The sequence below is a fragment of the Halomonas sp. ISL-56 genome (genome assembly GCF_018612805.1).
GTDB lineage: Bacteria > Pseudomonadota > Gammaproteobacteria > Pseudomonadales > Halomonadaceae > Vreelandella.
Window position 1 is genome coordinate 245788 of sequence record NZ_JAGGRO010000016.1, and the last position, 18362, is coordinate 264149.

The window sequence follows — 18362 nt, forward strand, 5'->3', positions numbered from 1 at the left end:
TTTGAAAGGAGTTAATTCCATGAGTATTCTGGTACTTGCTGATTTACACGAAGGCCAACTGGCTGGTGCGACGGCCCACGTAATTGCGGCCGCCCAACAAATCGGCGGTGATATTGACGTTCTGGTTGCCGGTGAAGGTGTTCAGGCCGCGGCTGACGCTGCCGCTAAGTTAGACGGCGTGAGTAAAGTGCGCGTCGCCGATAACGCCGTTTACGCCCATCAACTGGCCGAGCCCATGGGCGCGCTGCTGGTCGAACTGGCGGGTGATTACACCCACGTACTCGCTAGTGCCTCTACCACTGGCAAAAACGTGCTGCCGCGGCTAGCAGCATTAAAAAACGTTAGCCAACTGTCGGATGTTATCGCCGTGGATAGCGCCGATACTTTCAAGCGCCCGATTTACGCGGGTAACGCCATTGCGACGGTGAAAAGCGATGACGCGTTAAAAGTCATTACCATTCGTTCCACCGGCTTTGACGCGGTGGACGAGGGTAACAGTGCCCCCGTTGAAGCCGTCGATGCAGTGGTTGAAAACAGCCAGTCCAGCTTTGTTAAAGAAGAGCTGGCGGCCTCGGATCGCCCCGAGCTGGGCGGCGCCAAGGTGGTCATCTCCGGTGGTCGCGGGATGGGCAACGGCGAAAACTTCAAGCTGCTCGACGGCATTGCCGACAAGCTGGGGGCCGCCATTGGTGCTTCTCGCGCCGCGGTGGACGCAGGCTTTGTGCCCAACGATATGCAGGTCGGCCAGACCGGTAAGATCGTCGCCCCGGATCTGTATATCGCCGTGGGTATCTCCGGTGCCATCCAGCACCTGGCGGGTATGAAAGACTCCAAGGTCATTGTTGCGATCAACAAAGACGATGAAGCACCGATCTTCCAGGTGGCTGATTACGGCCTGGTCGGCGATCTATTTGAGATACTGCCGGAGCTTGAGAGCAAGCTGTAAGTGGTCGAGCAGCTAAGTCCTAAAAGCCGGCTTCGCCAGAAGTCGGCTTTTTTGAGCCTGGTCTATTAGGTAAACTGATAATAGTTGACTAAAGTACTGGGGCAAAGAGTAAGAAAAGAACACGAGTAAGAAAAACCACCTCGGTGGTTGAAAAAGCTGCGGGCTGACCGCATATAAGTAAGTGAAAGCAACGAAAGCCACTCAAGGAGATGATGATATGGCGCATACATTACCCGAACTGCCGTACGCATATGACGCTCTCGAACCGAATATCGATGCGATGACGATGGAAATTCACCACTCTCGTCACCATCAAACCTACATCAATAACCTGAACGCCACGCTGGAAGGCACAGGCCTTGAAGATGTACCCGTTGAAGAGCTGGTCGCTAATCTGGATCGCGTTCCAGAAGCCAAGCGCCAAGCCGTTATCAACAACGGTGGCGGCCACGCTAACCACTCCATGTTTTGGCAGATGATGTCGCCAAACGGTGGTGGCAACCCCCAAGGCGATGTGGCGAAAGCCATCGACGCTGAATTGGGCGGTCTGGAAACTTTTAAAGAAGAGTTCAAAAAAGCGGCTGTTGGTCGTTTCGGTAGCGGTTGGGCATGGCTATCCGTTACTCCTGAAAAGAAATTGGTGGTAGAAAATACCCTGAATCAAGACAGCCCGCTCATGCACGGCAACACGCCGCTGCTGGGTCTGGATGTTTGGGAACATGCCTACTACCTGAAGTATCAAAACAAGCGTCCTGACTATATTGCTGCGTTCTTTAACGTGGTGAACTGGGAAGACGTTGAGCGTCGTTACCAAGCAGCGATTAGCTAATATTGCTATGACCCGCTAGCCGCGCTGCTTTGCGGCGCTGTGAAAAAACCGTCCACTTTTTAGTGGGCGGTTTTTTTATTGCCGGGGATAATGCGGGGCATTAGCTGTCAATAACCTGTGGATGAAAAATACCACATATGCTTGGATTGATTTTCTTTTGGTCTATATATAGTATGCGTTGTATCTTTTAGAGGGGGCGAGCACTAGATGTGCTCTACCCGAAAAACGCCGCTATGAAAAGGAAAATAGCCATGGAAATCCAAATTTATAGCAAGCCCGCTTGTGTACAGTGCACCGCGACCTACCGCGCGCTAGACAAGCAGGGGCTTGATTACACTGTCATCGATATTACCGCTGAATCCGGTGCCCAAGAAGAAGTTGAAGCGCTGGGCTATCGCCAGTTGCCCGTCGTGGTTGTAGGCGAAGATCACTGGTCGGGTTTCCGTCCAGACCGTATTCAAGCGCTGGCTTAAGTCATCCCCATGCTGGCAAGTTGCACATCCGCGCCTGCGGCCGGCAGTTTGGTGTACTTCTCTACTAAATCAGGCAATACCCATCGTTTTGTAGAAAAGCTTGGTTTTGCCGCAAAGCGACTGCCGCTGAATCGAGACGAGCCTGTTCCACGTGTCACCCAGCCGTATATTTTAATTACCCCCACTTATGGTGGGGGGAGTGAGCAGGGGGCGGTGCCCAAACAGGTCATCCACTTTCTCAACGATACGCATAATCGGAGCCTCCTGCGGGGGGTCATTGCAGCGGGCAATACTAATTTTGGCGAAGCCTATGGCCTTGCTGGCCGCATTATCGCCAAAAAGTGCAACGTGCCGCTGCTGTATCGATTCGAACTGTTTGGCACCGACGACGACGTGGCCAACGTCCGCAAAGGAGTAGAAGAGTTTTGGAAACGACAAGCCTAGCCTCTAAAGACACAGCCTCTACAGATTTAGCCCCTAAAAATGTTGAGGCAAAACGGCCTGCGGCTACTTCTGAAGCGCGCACGCTGGATTACCACGCCCTCAATGCCATGCTCAACCTGTACGGGGCCAATGGCGAGCTACAGCTGGATAAAGATCGCGAAGCGGCGCGCCAGTACTTTTTGCAGCACGTTAACCAGAACACAGTGTTTTTCCACTCGTTAGAGGAAAAGCTCGATTACTTAGTAGAAGAGCAGTACTACGAAGCAGAAATGCTGGCCCAGTACAGTTTCGCCTTTATCAAGGCGTTGTTCGAGCAGGCCTATGCGTATAAGTTTCGCTTCCCCAGTTTTTTGGGCGCTTTTAAGTACTACACCAGCTACACGCTAAAAACGTTTGATGGCAAGCGCTACCTAGAGCGTTACGAAGACCGCGTTTGCATGGTGGCACTGACCCTGGCGCGGGGCGACGAAACGCTGGCGAAGTCGCTAGTGGATGAAATTATTAGCGGCCGTTTCCAGCCCGCAACACCCACTTTCCTGAATTGTGGTAAGCAGCAGCGCGGTGAGCTGGTATCGTGCTTCCTGTTGCGAATTGAAGACAATATGGAGTCGATAGGCCGCTCGATTAACTCGGCCCTGCAGCTCTCCAAGCGTGGTGGCGGCGTGGCATTTCTGCTCACCAATATTCGTGAGTCAGGCGCGCCCATCAAGCGTATTGAAAACCAGTCGTCGGGCATCATCCCGATTATGAAGCTGCTGGAAGATGCCTTCTCCTATGCTAACCAGCTGGGCGCGCGCCAGGGTGCTGGGGCAGTATATCTCAACGCTCACCACCCCGATATTCTGCGCTTTTTGGATACCAAGCGGGAAAACGCTGACGAAAAGATTCGTATCAAAACGCTTTCCCTGGGCGTGACGATTCCGGATATCACCTTTGAACTTGCCAAGCGCAACGACGATATGTACCTGTTCTCGCCCTACGATGTAGAGCGTGTTTACGGTGTACCGTTTGGCGATATCAGCGTCACCGAGAAGTACCAGGAAATGGTCGCCGATGCACGTATCCGCAAGCACAAGATTAACGCCCGGGCGTTTTTCCAGGTGTTGGCCGAACTGCAGTTTGAGTCGGGCTACCCCTACCTGATGTTCGAAGACACGGTTAATCGCGCCAATCCGATTGCTGGCCGCATTAACATGAGCAATCTGTGCTCGGAAATTCTTCAGGTGAATACGCCTACCGAGTATGACGACGACTTGGGCTATCGCCATATTGGCCAGGATATCTCTTGCAACCTGGGTTCCATGAACATTGCCAAGGTGATGGACTCAGGCGATCTCGGCACCAGCGTAGAAATTGCCATTCGCGGTCTCACCGCCGTATCAGAGATGAGCAACCTGCGCAGCGTACCCTCGATTGCCGAAGGTAATGCTCAGTCCCGGGCGATCGGCTTGGGCCAGATGAACCTGCACGGCTATTTGGCGCGGGAGCATATCTACTACGGTTCTGATGAAGGCTTGGATTTTACCAATATCTACTTCTATTGCGTTGCCTTCCATGCGATCCGGGCGTCGAACCGCTTGGCGATTGAGCATAAGGACACCTTTGCAGGCTTTGCAGACTCTACCTATGCCTCGGGTACTTTCTTTGATAAGTACACCGACCAAGCGTGGCTGCCGCGCACTGACAAAGTGCGTGAGCTGTTTGAGCGCAGCGGTATCGCGCTACCCACTCAAGACGATTGGCAGGAGCTTAAAGCCTCGGTCATGGCTCACGGTTTATACAACCGTAACCTGCAGGCGGTACCGCCGACGGGGTCGATCTCCTATATCAACAACTCCACCTCCAGTATTCACCCGGTGGCGGCGAGAATCGAGATTCGCAAAGAGGGCAAGCTAGGGCGTGTTTACTATCCGGCGCCGTTCCTGGATGAGGCGAATTTTGACTACTTCCAGGACGCTTACGAAATCGGCCCGGAAAAGATCATCGATACCTACGCGGAAGCCTCGCAGCACGTCGATCAAGGTCTATCGCTAACGCTATTCTTCCCGGACACTGCAAGCACTCGGGATATCAACAAGGCGCAGATTTACGCCTGGCGCAAAGGGATCAAAACGCTTTACTACATCCGCTTGCGTCAAAGTGCGCTAGAGGGCACTGAGGTGGAAGGCTGTGTGTCTTGCACGCTGTAATCGCAACGACGTGCTCGTTTTTGTAACCCAGCTTTTATGACCATAACCCAGCTTTGCTAGCCCGGCGGTAATGGCCGGGCTTTGAGAGAGTGATATGAATACCATGCAACGTTTATCGCGGGTTGACGCGATTAACTGGAACCGACTCCAGGATGATAAAGACCTGGAAGTCTGGAACCGCTTGACGAGTAATTTTTGGCTACCGGAAAAAGTCCCGCTATCTAACGATATTCAGTCTTGGAACACCCTGACCGAAAAAGAAAAACAGCTGACAATTCGCGTGTTTACTGGCCTTACTCTGCTGGACACCATTCAAAGCAGCGTTGGCGCACCGGTATTAATGGACGATGCTCGCACTCCCCACGAAGAGGCGGTTTACACCAATATCGCCTTTATGGAGTCGGTGCACGCGCGCTCCTACAGCTCGATTTTCTCGACGCTGTGTACCACCCGCGATGTGGACGATGCGTTTCGCTGGAGTGAAGAGAATCCTACGCTACAGGCAAAATCCCAGCTGATTTTAGAGCGCTACCGCTCTGACGATCCGCTGATGCGTAAAGTCGCCAGCGTGTTTCTTGAGTCGTTTCTGTTCTACTCCGGCTTCTATCTGCCGATGTACTGGTCAAGCCACGCCAAGTTGACCAACACCGCCGACCTGATCCGTCTGATCATTCGCGATGAAGCGGTACACGGCTACTACATTGGCTACAAATTCCAGCAGGCCATGGCAGAAGCGACACCCGCGCGTCAGCAGGAAGTTAAAGATTACGCCTACGAGCTGCTGCTGGAACTCTACGACAACGAAGTGCGCTATACCGAGTCGCTGTATGACGAGGTCGGCCTGAGTGAAGACGTGAAAAAATTCCTTCACTACAACGCCAACAAAGCGCTGATGAACCTGGGCTTCGAGCCACTGTTCCCCAGCAGCGTGACCGATGTGGATCCGACCATCATGGCGGCGCTGTCACCCAACGCCGATGAGAACCACGACTTCTTCTCCGGCTCCGGCTCTTCCTACGTGATCGGCAAAGCCGTCGCCACCGAAGACGACGACTGGGCGTTTTAATATCACCGGAGGTTATGGGCATTAAGTCATGGGCATAGAGGAGGGTGTATGTCAGATAGCAAAGCTAACGTATTGAGGATCGCCGCTGCCGTCGTGAGTGACCCCGACGGGCGCTTGCTGTTAGTGCGAAAGCACAATACATCTTTCTTTATGCAGCCCGGCGGCAAGATCGATGCGGGGGAAACCGCTCTAAGGGCCCTGTGCCGCGAGCTGAAGGAGGAGTTGGGCTTGCAGGTTAATGAAGACCAACTGATTCCGCTAGGCGTGCACAACGCTCCCGCTGCCAACGAGCCGGGTATGGCGCTTGAAGCGCATCTGTTTAGTTTGGTTATTGATGAGCCTGTCGAGGCAGCGGCTGAAATCGCCGAAGCAAGATGGGTAACCCGTGAAGAGGCTTGGCTGCTTCCTCTGGCGCCGCTGACAAAAGAGTACGTAGTGGTAAATTAGTGCTTATTCACCAGCTTCTTAAACGTATAGCCATGGCTCGATGCCATCACCGTTACTTGATGAGCTCCACTGCAAAACCAGTTGTCTAGTTGCATTTAATTCTCCCCAAAGCGTATAAAAGAGCATCCATGTGAGAGCAGAAGGGGGACTCTCATGACTGATATAATAAAAACAGCGCGTAAGGCTAATTTAGACACAACGCTGTTGCGTACGCTGGTATCCATAAACGACTGCGGTGGGTTCTCTGAAGCTGCGCAGGCCTTGCACCTAACTCAATCGGCGGTTTCTCACCATGTGCGCCGGCTTGAGGAGCAGCTTGGCAATGCTCTTTTCGATGCTCATGGGCGACGAAGACGTCTTACAGAGGCTGGCGAGCTATTTCTATGGTACGCACGGCAAATTCTTGCCCTCAACGACGAAGCTTTCGTTAAGCTCGGGCAGCAGCGTAAGGTGGCAAAAGATATTCGCTTAGGAGTGTCAGAATATTTCGCCCAAGACTACCTGCCGATCATGCTGGCCTCCTTGCGTTTTGAGCAAGAGGGTATTCACATCATTCCTCAGTTGGGGCGATCAACAAAACTGCAGCGTAGGCTCAATGATGGTCAGCTTGATATGCTCATTGCTGTCGACAGTCCAGAAACACTGCATTCGGATATGCAAAAAGGCGTCCGGTTATCTGACCGGCGCCTTTCCTGGGTAGGTGCGCCAGGTTTTATGCTTGAATCCAGTAATGAGATTCCTATTGTTGCATTTTCCCCGCCTTGCATGCTGCGAGATCTTCAAATTAATGAGCTTAAGAAAAGTCAGTTGCTATGGCGGATAGTCTACGAGGCGCGTGATTTAGGCGATCTACTTGCAGCTGTCAAGGCGGGCCTGGGGGTGAGCGCTTTACCTCTTATCCCTTCGCAGTATGGGCTAGCCTCTCCGGTAAATTTGCAACAACTGCCTGTGTTGCCGGATGTACGAATTAGCATTAAAACTGCTGCCACCATTGAGTTCGACCAATTTGAGTGGCTGATTCAGCTTATTCGGCGCTGCTGGGACTACCCTGCACAACAGGAGGCAGAAGCTGCGCCTCTCCAAGTACCATGCGCGATGTGACTGCAACAAGGCGAAACTACTAGCGGTTATTCAGATAGACCCCGAAAGCGGCCACTGCAAAGCCAGTCATGGCTAATGGGTGAAGCGTTTCGCCAAGAATCACAAAGGCCATAATGGCAGTCATGCCGGGTATGAGGTAGAAGAGGCTGGCCACTTTGCTCGCCTCGCCGCGACGAATCATGACGTAAAGCACGCTGATGGCTCCGATTGAGTTCACAAGACTCATCCAGCTTGTCGCGAATAAGAAAGTGGGCGTGACTTGGAAGTACAGATCTTCAAGAGTATGGGCTGCAATGAAAGCAAAGGTTGCAGCGACACTCAGTTGAATGAAACCTCCCGTACGTAGATCCATGCTTGTACAGAATTTCTTCTGGTAAAGCGTACCTAGCGTGATACCAAACAGGGCGAAGAGAATCGCGATATATCCCCCAAGCGTCGCCTCTCCCAAAGAGAGCTTTTCTGAAACGACCAACGCAACACCTGCTAGACCAATCAGAAGCCCGATCCATTGATGTGACTTTATGCGTTCAGAAAGAAAAACGCTGGCGCTAAGTGCAACGAAAATGGGCATTGTGCCGACGATGAGAGCCGAAACCCCAGCACTCACGCCGAGATTGATTCCGGTATAGAGCCCCGAAAACTGCATTGCTTGAATCAGCAGCCCGACAACCGCAATGTGGCCAACCTCCTTCCACGTTTTTGGCCACGGTGCGCGTGTTGCAACGGCGACCATAAGTAGAACAAAGGCGGCACTAGCGAAGCGCAGAAATATCATGGTGTACGGGCCGACAAAGGGCAGGGCTGCTTTGCCAGCCACGTAGCCAGAGCTCCACATTACAATGAAAAGCAAGGGCAGCCCGAGGGCTGCCACGCTTGGGCGAAAATGAGGGATCGTGGTTGTATTTGATGTCATTGGATTCTCTCCTTAGTGGGTTTGTTACTAAGGAAAGGCTAGCGATACCCAATGATTATGAATAATGAAGATTTGCCCAGGTATACTTTACGAAACGTAATAGATGGAAGGCAGGCGTGGAGGGGCTGACCACTAAGATGCCCCATAAAAAGCAAGGCAAAAATAACTGATTGTTAATGATAAATATTGTCATTTCTTCTATTAGTGGTAGGCTAGTCAGCGTGAAAGATAAACGCAAATCGTTCTGATACCCAATTAGTTTCTAGTTGGGCGGTTTCCGCCGCCCGCTACTCAGTGACGGAGAGTCGACGTGCTGAACAGGCCTTTCTTTGCCTTGCGTGGATGGTGGCTAGCGGGAGTGCTGGCCAGCGGTACGCTAGTGGCAAGTGAACAAGCAGTGGCTCAAGCAGCCGAAAGTGTAGAAGCCCAGCAGGCCCAGGCAGCGCTCCAAGAGCAAATTGATGCCGCCGATGAGCAAACCCGCGAACAGTTGGAAGAGCTACGACGTTTAGAGCGCGAAACTCGCCAGTTGAAGGCTGATAATGCCTCGTTAACCGGGCGCTTGGCGGAAGAGGCCGAACGTCAGCAGCGGCTGGCCACTGCACTGGACACGTTGGAAGAGACCCGAGCCGCGCTGCCTGTGATCGAACAAAACATGTCGGCGCAGCTTAGCCAGTGGATCGAGCGTGACCTGCCTTTTCTACGTGAGGAGCGGTTGGCGCGGGTTGAGCGTCAGCCCGATGAGCAGGGGCAAAATACCATCGAGCGGATTAATGGCCTGCTCGAAGCGTGGCGTGTTGAGCTTGACTATGGGCAGGCGATGGACAGTTGGCGTGGGCGTTTAAGTCAGGATGGCCGTGTGCGTGAAGTGGACTTCTTGCGCATCGGGCGTATCGGCTTCTATTACCTAACCCCTGACGGTCGTGAAGGCGGTGTGTGGGATGCTGAAAGCGGTGCATGGCATCCGCTGGAAGACGAATACCTGCGTGAGGTGCGCAGTGGGCTGCGCATGGCGGAAGATCAGCGCGCTCCGGATCTATTAACCTTGCCGCTCTCGATTAGTGCCAATGACTTGCAGGGAGAGCAACCATGAGTCGTTTTAGCCTAGCGTTTAATTGCCCGCCCGTGAATCGCTTATCCCTGCGTCAGCTTGGCTATGCCTGCGTTGTATTGGGGCTGGTCGCGGTCAGTGGCGTATCAATGGCGCAAACCGAAAGCGCGACTTCGCTGCGGGAAGCCCGTGAGGCGGCTGAAGCGCGAGACCAGCAGCGGTTAATGAGCTTCCTGGATGATCAGCAGGCGCTACAGGCTGCGCTGGAGCAGGCGCGCGCCGAGCACGAAGAAGCACTGCAGCAGCATGAAACGCTAGAGGCCCAGCAGGCAGAGCAAACAGAGCAAGCCAGCGCGCTTAGCGAGCGCCAAGCAGAGCAGGGCGAGGCGCTTTCAGGCCTGCTGGCGAATCTTGCCCGGCATAGCTCTGAGATTCGCAATGCGCTCGGCGAACAGAGCTTGCTGACGCTGGAAGAAGGCTCGCTACCACCGCGTTTGGATGAAGTGGAAGTGCTTGAGCGTCACCAGTTGGAAGGCGTAGTAGATCATTTGGCAGCATTAACCGCGCGCAGCGGGCGCGCCGAGCGGCTTTCGATGCCGGTTGCCGATGCTAATGGCGAGGTGGCCACCCGCGAGTTATTGCGGTTAGGCGATTTCGCGGCCTTTACCGAGAGCGAGTTATTAGAGCGCGGTGAAGGCGATGGCAACTTGGTCGTGCTGGCGCGCACGCCCAATGCCATTGGTGGGTTGCTGGCGGATTACTACCAGGGCGAAAGCAACGTGATGGCGGTGGATCCTACCCAGGGCAGCGTGCTGGAAGCCTTGGCCCAGCAGCCCAGTCTGTGGGAGCGTTTCCAGCAGGGCGGCTATGTCGGCTACGTGGTCGTGGCGCTGGGTATTCTGGGTATGATTATCGGCCTTGGCCAATATCTCTATTTGGTGCTGGTGAGTCTGCGTGTTAAACGCCAGCGGCAATCCCCTGATCAACTGCAGGACAATAACCCGCTGGGCCGGGTACTGCTACGCTTTGAAGGCATGGACAAGCATCAAACTCCAGAGGCTCTGGAAGCGCGGCTGGATGAGGCTGTGCTGGCCGAGCTACCCAAGCTGGAACGCAGTCAGCCAATGGTGAAGCTACTGGCTGCCATTGCGCCGCTGCTTGGTCTGCTTGGTACGGTGACCGGGATGATCGTGACCTTCCAGGCGATTACCGTCTTTGGTACTGGTGACCCACAGCTAATGGCAGGCGGTATTAGCCAGGCGCTGGTCACCACCGTGCTGGGTCTGATTACCGCCGTGCCGTTGTTGTTTGTGCAAACAGCGCTGGCAGGCCGCAGCCGCTACTTAACCCACGTGATTGAAGGGCAGGCGAGTGCGACTCTGGCAGATCACCTGGAATCTCACGCACCCGTGGTGAATTAACATGTCTGCACTTCCTCTCTGGCTCGAACCCGTTGAGCGTTTAGTGGAGGCGGGTGGTGCGGTATTGGTCGTTTTGGCCGTCGTGGCTGTGCTGGTGTTTGCCATGGCCATGGAGCGCTGGTGGTACTACCGGATTACCTGGCGTATAGCGCGGCGCCAATTGCTGCGGCGTTGGGCGTCGCGCAGCGACCACACCAGTTGGAGTGCCCGCACGCTGCGTCAGGTATGGGCAGAGGCGCTGGTCGCCAGGCTGCGCAAACCCTTGCCATGGTTAAAACTGTTGGTCGCGTTATGCCCTTTGCTGGGGCTGTTAGGTACGGTGACGGGTATGATTAGCGTGTTCGATAGCCTTTCGTTGAGTGAGACTCATCAGGCACGTGCCATGGCAGATGGCGTCGCCCGAGCGACACTGCCGACCTTGACCGGCATGGCCATTGCCGTGGTAGGGCTGTTATTTATTAGTCGTTTAGAGCACGTCATTCGTCGTGAAGACCAGCGGCTGCATGATCGCTTGGCGCGGGCACTGGAGGAGAGTGATGCGTAGACGTCGTTCCATAGATGCGACTGCTGAGAGCAATGAGGTGAATCTTACCCCCATGCTCGACGTGGTCTTTATCATGCTGATTTTCTTTATTGTGACGACCAGCTTTGTCAAAGAGAGCGGTGTCGAAATTGAGCGACCTGAATCCAGCGCCGCCACCCCGCGCCCGGATGCCCAAGTGCTTGTGGCGATTTCCCCCGAGGGTGCGGTGTGGGTCGATGGCAGTCCTGTGGATGCCCACCGGGTTGGCCAGCAGGTAGCCGATATGCTGAGTGATGATGGCTCGGTGGTTATTCAGGCGGATCGCGAATCCACGACTGGGCTGCTGATCGAGGTGATGGATCGCCTGCGCGAAGCGGGGGTTGACCAAGTGGCAGTTGCAGCGAGCCGGAGTGGGTCATGATACGCCACCTGCTATCGATACTAGGCGGCGTTGTGCTGGCGGTGGGCTTGTTCTGGCTGTTGGCCCAGCTGGTGGCACCGCCTGAGCGGGAACCCGAAAAGCTCACTATGAGTATGGCGATGACGATGGTTGAAATGCCGGAGGTCGCGCCGGAACAGGAGGCGCCCACACCGCAGCCTGTTGAAGCGGCGCCCCAGCAAGCGCCGCCGCCCATGCCAGCCCCCGAACCGCCGCCAGTCGCTGAGAGCACTATTAGCTTGCCGGAAGTGGAGCTGCCGGATGAGCCCGTTGAGCCGGTTGAAATGGATAGTGAGCTCCCCGAACTGACGGAAGTGATGCCGGAGCCCCGGCCAGAGCCCACCCCTGAACCTGCGCCTGAAGCGCCGCCCCAGGAAGCGCCCGCTGAGCCAGCGCCCGTCGCTACCGCTGCTGAGTCTAGCGAGCCCGCTGAGCGTGAAGTTGCGCCGCAAGCTGAACCAGCACCTTCGAATGAGCCAGTTAATGTTGGTCGAATCACGCCAACTAACCAGACTAAGCCCATTTACCCGCCCCGAGCCCAGCGCCGTGGTATAGAGGGGTTTGTAGAGGTTACGTTTATTATTCGTCGCGACGGCAGTGTGGATGCTTCCTCTATTCGCATCACTAATGCGCAGCCGCGTCGAGTATTTGAAGATGCTGCTCGGGAATCACTTGTTAAATGGCAGTTTGAGCCCAGCGATCAGTTGCGCAATGCCTCCCAGCGAATGGAGTTTCAGTTGAGGTAGCGTTATGAAGCATCTTTTAAGTGTTCTATTGTTGAGTGTTTGGTCGACCGCTGCCCTTGCTGGCCCTGCCTTGCAAGGCGATGTAATTGCCGATCTCAACGCCCTTCAGGCGCAGCTCCAAGATGGGGAGTTGTCCATTGTCGTCGAGCGAGCAACTGCACAAGCCGAGCGGTTAGCGCCGGGAAACCAAGCGGATCAATGGGCCAGCGCGCTCTACCAACAATTGGCGGCAGGTGCCTTGGCGCGCCAGGATCAGCACGCTGCGGCAGCGGATCGGCTGGCGATTGCCCGTGGCTTAAACGGTGTCGATAGTGCCCAAGCAGCCCGCTGGCTACGTGAGGAGGCCTCACTGCGCCGTGCTGCCGGTCAGCGTGATCAGGCCATTGAGTTACTCAGTGAGTGGTTGTCCAATCAGCAAGATATTGAGGCTGTTTGGCAGTTAACCCGCCTGCTGGCTCAGCAGGAGCGCTGGGAGGAAGCTGCCGACTGGCTTGAACAGGCGCTTAATGAAACGCCAGCGCTAACTGAAGCGCAGCAGGCTCTGGCGATTGCTGTGTTTCGCAACGCAGGGCAAGGTGGCCAGGCATTGGGCTGGCTGCTGGATGGCTTGAGTGGGCAAAGCGACGCCGCCGATTGGCGCCAAGCCGCCGGGCTTGCCCAGCAGGCTGGTCAGGCTGGGGTAGCTGCTGGCCTGTGGGAGACGGCGTGGCAATTAGGCAAGCTAACCGAGCAGGAAGATTTCTGGCTACTGATTCAACTCCATCTTGCGGGCGGAACCCCCGCAAGAGCGGCAGAGCATTTAGAGCAGGCGCTGGATGAGGGTGATATTGTCCGCGATGAATCCCATCTGCGTTTGCTTGCCAACGCTTGGCGGCAGGCTAAAGACGTTGAGAAGGCCCTAAATGCCTGGCACGCCTTGGCGCTGGATACGCAAGCTGCCGCCGACTGGCGTGCCTATGGCCAGCTCGCTTACGCCTGGGGTGAGGAGGGTCAAGCGAAACAAGCCTTTGCCCGCGCCTCGTCGTTAGGTGACGAGGAAGCGGAGCAGTGGCTGGCCAGTTTCAACTAGAAAGGGCTATTTCTTGAGGGCAATGTCTCAAGGGCTATGACTTGAGCGTTACAGCGAAGTCACTCCAGGTAGGCGCATGATCCGATGGCCGCTCCATGCCGCGTAAATCGTAGTCGATGCCCGCACCGGTGACCTGCTCAGCTAGCGCCTTAGTGACTAGAATATAGTCGATACGCAGGCCGCGCTTGGGCTCCTGGTTAAACCCTTTTGAGCGGTAGTCGAACCAGCTAAAGCGGTCATCGCTTTGTGGATAGCAGAGGCGATAGCTGTCGGTAAGCCCCCAGGCTTTAATGCCTTCGAGCCATTCGCGCTCAATGGGTTGAAAGCTGGTTTTGCCTTCGCGCAGCCAGCGCTTGCGGTTAGCGTCGCCAATGCCGATGTCCTGGTCTTCCGGCGAAATATTAAAGTCGCCCATGATCGCCAATCGTTCGTCAGGACGGTGCTGCTCGTTGAGCAGTCGCGCTAGCTGGCCGTAAAAGCGCTCTTTATGGGGAAATTTGGTCGGGTGCGTCACATTTTCACCCTGAGGGAAGTAGCCGTTCCATACCGTTACTGTGTCGCCATCTTCCGCCAGCAAGCGGACGCCAATCATACGGCGCTGGGCATCTTCCTCATCGTCGGGGAAACCGTAAAAAACTTCAGCGGGCGCTTGGCGGCACATCAAGGCAACGCCGTAGTGGCCTTTTTGGCCGTGATAAAAAACGTGGTAACCCATGGCTTCCACATCGGCGATAGGGAACTCGCTATCCTGCACCTTGGTTTCCTGAAGCCCAATCACGTCCGGCTGCTGAGTGTCGATCAACGCCTGTAACTGGTGAAGCCGTGCTCGGATGCCATTAATGTTGAACGAAACCAAGCGCATTACGAGTCGTCCCCCTGAGGCTTGTTAGTGCCGCTATCAGTTTTATCAGGATGAATGGCAATATCCTGCCCGTTCTGCTGGCGGGCGAGTTTTCTCACCGCCTGAAGCTTGCGCTGCTGCTGTTTTTTAGCCACAAAGCGGCGCGAAGGAGCGACCTGGTCAGGATTGTCATGGCGCCACTTTTTATAATCTTTACGCCGGCCGGTACGGATTGTCACCTTGTCAGCCAGTGAACGAGTTTTTTTCTTACGCGTCATGTCGCGCTCCTTACGTCGATTTGACGGCTATTCTAACAGGCCTTGGGACTCCTTCGACAGCAGGACGCGCTCTTATCGCCAAGCCCTGGTACAATGCGCACTTCGTGATGCCAACTTCCACAGCAATGGACAGATAGACAGCCTATGAGCGAGTCGGAACAGACCACAGCACCGGCCCAGAATCGCAAGCCAAAACGTCGCCGTCGTAAACCGCGTCGTCGCCAGTCGAGCTGGGATCTTCGTCAGTTTCAGGTGCCCGCCGTGGCCGGCAAGTGGCGCTTTCATGACTTTGATTTGCCGCTGCCCTTAATGCGCGCTATTCATGCCCAAGGGTTTGAGTACTGTACGCCTATTCAAGCCGAGGCCCTGCGCCAAACGCTATTGGGTGGCGACATTGTCGGCAAAGCGCAAACGGGAACCGGTAAAACCGCGGCCTTCTTGATCTCTGTGATGGCCTACTTCCTGGAAGAGCCAACACCCAATGGTCAAAAGCCAGGTGCACCGCGCGCCTTGATTATTGCGCCCACCCGCGAGCTGGCACTGCAGATCGAAAAAGATGCAAAAGCGTTAGCACGCTTCACCCAGCTCAACGTGGCGAGTGTGGTCGGCGGTATGGACTACCAGAAGCAGCGTGAAAGCCTGGGCAGCAAGATCGATATTCTGGTGGCAACACCTGGGCGCCTGTTGGATTTCCATCAGAAGCGCGATATTGACCTCAATGAAGTCGAAGTATTGGTATTAGATGAAGCCGACCGCATGTTGTCGATGGGCTTTATCCCCGATGTGAAGCGGATTATTCGCTACACGCCGAAGAAAGAGGAGCGTCAAACCTTCCTCTTCTCGGCCACCTTTACTGACGACATCTTGAACCTTGCCAGTCAGTGGACGCTGGATCCTGCCCACGTTGAGATCGAAGTGACCGTTGAGAATCAGGCGGATATCGATCAGCGGGTTTATATGGTCTCTGATGACGACAAGCAGCGCTTGCTGGTTAATCTACTCCAGCAGGAGAGCTTTGAGCGCGTCATGGTCTTTGGTAACCGCCGTGATTTAGTGCGCAAGCTTGACGACCTGCTCAAAAAAGCCGGTATCAGTGCGGCGATGCTGTCGGGCGATGTGCCTCAGAACCAGCGTATTAAAACCCTGGAAAGCTTCCGTGAAGGCGAGATTCAGGTATTGGTCGCAACCGACGTTGCTGGTCGTGGGATCCACATTGAAGACGTCAGTCACGTCATCAATTACACCCTGCCCGAAGACCCGGAAGATTACGTACACCGTATCGGTCGTACCGGTCGCGCTGGTGCCAAGGGTGTGTCGATTAGCTTCGTCGGTGAAGAGGATGCCTTCTCGCTGCCGGAAATCGAACGCTATATCAACGACAAGCTGCCCTGCGTACATCCGCCTGAAGGTATGCTCTAAACCGCATGCTCGATACAGCCCTTAAAAGCGAAATTCAAGACGCATACCGTCGCGTGGTGGACACCCTTGAGCTGACCCCACGCTACGGTCAGCGCATGATGATCGCCGAAATCGCCCGGACGCTGGGTAATATCGAGAGCGATGGCGAGGGAAAGCGCACCAGCGATACACATGTCTGTGTGCTTGAAGCGGGTACCGGTACTGGCAAAACGCTGGCCTATCTCATCGCCGCCCTGCCGATCGCGAAAGCGCGCGGCAAACGGCTGATTATCTCGACGGCCACGGTCGCCCTTCAAGAACAGGTGCTGAATCAGGACTTGCCTTCACTCGCCAGCCACAGCGGTATCGCTTTTCGCTATGCATTAGCCAAAGGGCGTGGCCGCTATGTGTGCGTGGCGCGTTTGGATCAGGCGCTCGAAGGCACTGAACCCAACCCGACGCTGTCGCTGTTTGAGCAATCGCTGCAAACGCAAAGCAGTGACTTTACAGTCATTGCCAGCGATATGGCGCAAGCTTACGGTCAGGGCGAATGGGAAGGGGATCGTGATAACTGGCCAGAAGCGATCGACGATGCCCACTGGCGGCGGCTGACGGTTGATCATCGCCAATGCACGGGTAGGCGCTGCGGGCACTTTGGTGCCTGCGCGTTTTTTCGTTCCCGTCGTGAGCTTGAAAATGCTGACGTTATCGTCGCCAATCATGACCTCGTGCTGGCTGATCTAGCCTTGGGCGGTGGCGCTATTCTGCCAGACCCTGCGGACTGCATCTTTGTCTTCGATGAAGGCCACCACCTGCCCGAGAAGGCGCTTTCCCACTTCGCCCACCGATTTGCGGTGCACGGCTGCTTACGCTGGCTGAAAACGCTGAAAAGCAGTTTGACCGATCTTCACCAGGCGTTAGCCATTCAACCAACGGTGTCGCGGCTGTTAGTGAGCTTGCCGGAGCTAATTCATAATCTGGAACCCGCGCTGGGGGATGTGTTTAGCATGGGGCATCAGTTGGCAGAGCGACCGAATGGCCTTGCTGACGAAGAGGCAACTCATCAATCCCGCTTTGAGAAAGGGCAAGTGCCCGATGCTCTTCGTGATCAAGCGCAGCAACTGTTGGTGATGTTTGCCTCGTTGTCGCGCTGCTTGGAGAGCATCAGCGATATTCTTCGTGAAAGTCTTGATCCCGATAAGCAGACCGGCCTTGATCGTGAACAGGCAGAAACTTGGCTGCCGCTCGTCGCGTTGCTTCATGGCCGAGCGCTAGAGGCGCATGCGCTGTGGCAGGCGTTTAGCGAGCAGGATGTTGCTAACGAGGCGCCCAGCGCCCGTTGGATTACCCTTAGCCGCGTCGCCGGTGAACCCGAGGTTGAGTTTTCGGCTAGCCCCGTTTCAGCCGCGCACACCTTGGCCAAGCATTTATGGGGGCGCTGCCATGGGGCGGTGGTCACTTCGGCAACGTTGACCGCACTGGGGCGCTTTGAGCGCCTGCAGGAGCGCGCAGGCTTGGCGAATCGCTACCGCTATCAGGCGCTACCGAGCCCGTTTGATTACGCCAATGCGGTGCTGCGGGTTCCCAAAGAGGCCACCGACCCTGGTGACAGAGAGGCGCACGAGCGGGCGATTGTGGCTTTTGTCTCGCAGTTGGCCGACAAAGAGGCGGCGCTAGTGTTGTTCTCTTCTCGAGCGCAGCTGCGCGCGGTTGATAAAGCACTGCCCGCCAGTGTGAAAGAGCGTGTGCTCGCTCAGGATGCGTTGCCAAAGCGCGAGCTTATTGAGCGCCATCGGGCGGCGGTGGATAGGGGTGAGGGGAGTATCATCTTTGGCTTAGCCAGCTTTGCCGAGGGGATCGATCTTCCCGGTGACTATTTGACGCACGTGGTGATTACGCGGCTACCCTTTGCAGTGCCCGATGACCCGGTGGGCGCTACGTTAGCGGAGTGGATAGAGAGCCAGGGCGGCAATGCGTTTATGCGCATTAGCGTGCCTGATGCGTCTATCAAGCTGGTACAGGCCTGCGGGCGTTTGATTCGTAAGGAGAGCGACCGCGGGACTATCACAATACTGGATAAACGGGTGATCACCCGCCGTTACGGACAAGCACTGTTGGATGCGCTGCCGCCATTTCGGCGCGAAATTAGTCGCTAGCAGTTTATTCAATGTTCTGGAACCAAAAACCC

19 protein-coding genes are annotated in these 18362 nt (G+C 55.4%); 16 read left to right on the forward strand and 3 right to left on the reverse strand.

The features are described from left to right. Positions 1 to 19: 19 nt before the first annotated feature. The 8 genes from J7J49_RS14775 to J7J49_RS14810 all read left to right on the forward strand — a co-directional run bounded on the left by J7J49_RS14775 (position 20) and on the right by J7J49_RS14810 (position 7495). Positions 20 to 946: an electron transfer flavoprotein subunit alpha/FixB family protein gene (locus J7J49_RS14775; protein WP_215093617.1), complete on the forward strand. Its 927-nt coding sequence runs from the start codon at positions 20 to 22 to the stop codon at positions 944 to 946. A gap of 217 nt (positions 947 to 1163) precedes the next feature. Beyond that, positions 1164 to 1775: a superoxide dismutase gene (locus J7J49_RS14780; RefSeq protein ID WP_064233163.1), complete on the forward strand. Its 612-nt coding sequence runs from the start codon at positions 1164 to 1166 to the stop codon at positions 1773 to 1775. Positions 1776 to 2026: 251 nt separating this feature from the next. After that, positions 2027 to 2248 carry a glutaredoxin-like protein NrdH gene (gene nrdH, locus J7J49_RS14785; protein ID WP_008956787.1) on the forward strand — a complete coding sequence of 74 codons (222 nt, stop codon included), beginning with the start codon at positions 2027 to 2029 and terminating at the stop codon, positions 2246 to 2248. 9 nt (positions 2249 to 2257) lie between these two features. Next, complete coding sequence (gene nrdI, locus J7J49_RS14790; RefSeq protein WP_144811755.1) at positions 2258 to 2692, forward strand: class Ib ribonucleoside-diphosphate reductase assembly flavoprotein NrdI; 435 nt, start codon at positions 2258 to 2260, stop codon at positions 2690 to 2692. Continuing rightward, entirely contained in the window at positions 2674 to 4881 is a 2208-nt protein-coding gene (gene nrdE, locus J7J49_RS14795; RefSeq protein WP_251048318.1) for a class 1b ribonucleoside-diphosphate reductase subunit alpha, read from the forward strand. Before nrdI ends, nrdE begins: the two co-directional genes overlap by 19 nt. Positions 4882 to 4975: 94 nt before the next feature. Beyond that, positions 4976 to 5947, forward strand: a complete 972-nt coding sequence (gene nrdF / locus J7J49_RS14800) for a class 1b ribonucleoside-diphosphate reductase subunit beta (RefSeq protein WP_215093618.1) — start codon at positions 4976 to 4978, stop codon at positions 5945 to 5947. A 48-nt stretch (positions 5948 to 5995) separates the two neighbouring features. After that, positions 5996 to 6394 (forward strand): NUDIX hydrolase, encoded by a 399-nt coding sequence (locus tag J7J49_RS14805; protein WP_064233161.1) that lies wholly within the window; start codon positions 5996 to 5998, stop codon positions 6392 to 6394. 153 nt (positions 6395 to 6547) lie between these two features. Next, complete coding sequence (locus J7J49_RS14810) at positions 6548 to 7495, forward strand: LysR family transcriptional regulator (RefSeq protein WP_215093619.1); 948 nt, start codon at positions 6548 to 6550, stop codon at positions 7493 to 7495. Positions 7496 to 7514: 19 nt separating this feature from the next. Here the strand turns inward: J7J49_RS14810 and J7J49_RS14815 are convergent, their stop codons facing one another. After that, the gene (locus tag J7J49_RS14815) at positions 7515 to 8408 is read right to left on the reverse strand and encodes a DMT family transporter (RefSeq protein WP_215093620.1); all 894 of its coding nucleotides are present in this window, start codon (positions 8406 to 8408) and stop codon (positions 7515 to 7517) included. A gap of 310 nt (positions 8409 to 8718) precedes the next feature. Between J7J49_RS14815 and J7J49_RS14820 the strand changes: the two genes are divergently transcribed. Genes J7J49_RS14820 through J7J49_RS14845 form a run of 6 tightly spaced genes read left to right on the forward strand, consistent with a single transcriptional unit; the run spans position 8719 to position 13657 of the window. After that, entirely contained in the window at positions 8719 to 9501 is a 783-nt protein-coding gene (locus tag J7J49_RS14820) for a DUF3450 domain-containing protein (protein ID WP_215093621.1), read from the forward strand. Next, positions 9498 to 10880 carry a MotA/TolQ/ExbB proton channel family protein gene (locus J7J49_RS14825; RefSeq protein WP_251048319.1) on the forward strand — a complete coding sequence of 461 codons (1383 nt, stop codon included), beginning with the start codon at positions 9498 to 9500 and terminating at the stop codon, positions 10878 to 10880. Before J7J49_RS14820 ends, J7J49_RS14825 begins: the two co-directional genes overlap by 4 nt. A 1-nt stretch (position 10881) precedes the next feature. Further along, positions 10882 to 11424: a MotA/TolQ/ExbB proton channel family protein gene (locus tag J7J49_RS14830; protein WP_215093622.1), complete on the forward strand. Its 543-nt coding sequence runs from the start codon at positions 10882 to 10884 to the stop codon at positions 11422 to 11424. After that, positions 11417 to 11824, forward strand: coding sequence for an ExbD/TolR family protein (locus J7J49_RS14835; protein WP_022523852.1), 408 nt, complete (start codon positions 11417 to 11419; stop codon positions 11822 to 11824). Before J7J49_RS14830 ends, J7J49_RS14835 begins: the two co-directional genes overlap by 8 nt. Next, positions 11821 to 12588, forward strand: a complete 768-nt coding sequence (locus J7J49_RS14840) for an energy transducer TonB (protein WP_064233156.1) — start codon at positions 11821 to 11823, stop codon at positions 12586 to 12588. Before J7J49_RS14835 ends, J7J49_RS14840 begins: the two co-directional genes overlap by 4 nt. 4 nt (positions 12589 to 12592) lie before the next feature. Continuing rightward, positions 12593 to 13657: a tetratricopeptide repeat protein gene (locus J7J49_RS14845; protein ID WP_215093625.1), complete on the forward strand. Its 1065-nt coding sequence runs from the start codon at positions 12593 to 12595 to the stop codon at positions 13655 to 13657. A gap of 34 nt (positions 13658 to 13691) precedes the next feature. Here the strand turns inward: J7J49_RS14845 and xthA are convergent, their stop codons facing one another. Both xthA and J7J49_RS14855 read right to left on the reverse strand, forming a co-directional pair. Next, positions 13692 to 14519: an exodeoxyribonuclease III gene (gene xthA / locus J7J49_RS14850; protein WP_215093627.1), complete on the reverse strand. Its 828-nt coding sequence runs from the start codon at positions 14517 to 14519 to the stop codon at positions 13692 to 13694. Continuing rightward, complete coding sequence (locus J7J49_RS14855) at positions 14519 to 14776, reverse strand: hypothetical protein (RefSeq protein ID WP_071692902.1); 258 nt, start codon at positions 14774 to 14776, stop codon at positions 14519 to 14521. The genes xthA and J7J49_RS14855 overlap by 1 nt, the downstream gene beginning before the upstream one ends. Positions 14777 to 14920: 144 nt before the next feature. Between J7J49_RS14855 and rhlB the strand changes: the two genes are divergently transcribed. Together rhlB and dinG are read left to right on the forward strand one after the other, a co-directional pair. Continuing rightward, positions 14921 to 16195 (forward strand): ATP-dependent RNA helicase RhlB, encoded by a 1275-nt coding sequence (gene rhlB, locus J7J49_RS14860; RefSeq protein WP_215093629.1) that lies wholly within the window; start codon positions 14921 to 14923, stop codon positions 16193 to 16195. Positions 16196 to 16200: 5 nt separating this feature from the next. Next, positions 16201 to 18330: an ATP-dependent DNA helicase DinG gene (gene dinG, locus J7J49_RS14865; protein ID WP_215093633.1), complete on the forward strand. Its 2130-nt coding sequence runs from the start codon at positions 16201 to 16203 to the stop codon at positions 18328 to 18330. Positions 18331 to 18362 lie beyond the last annotated feature (32 nt).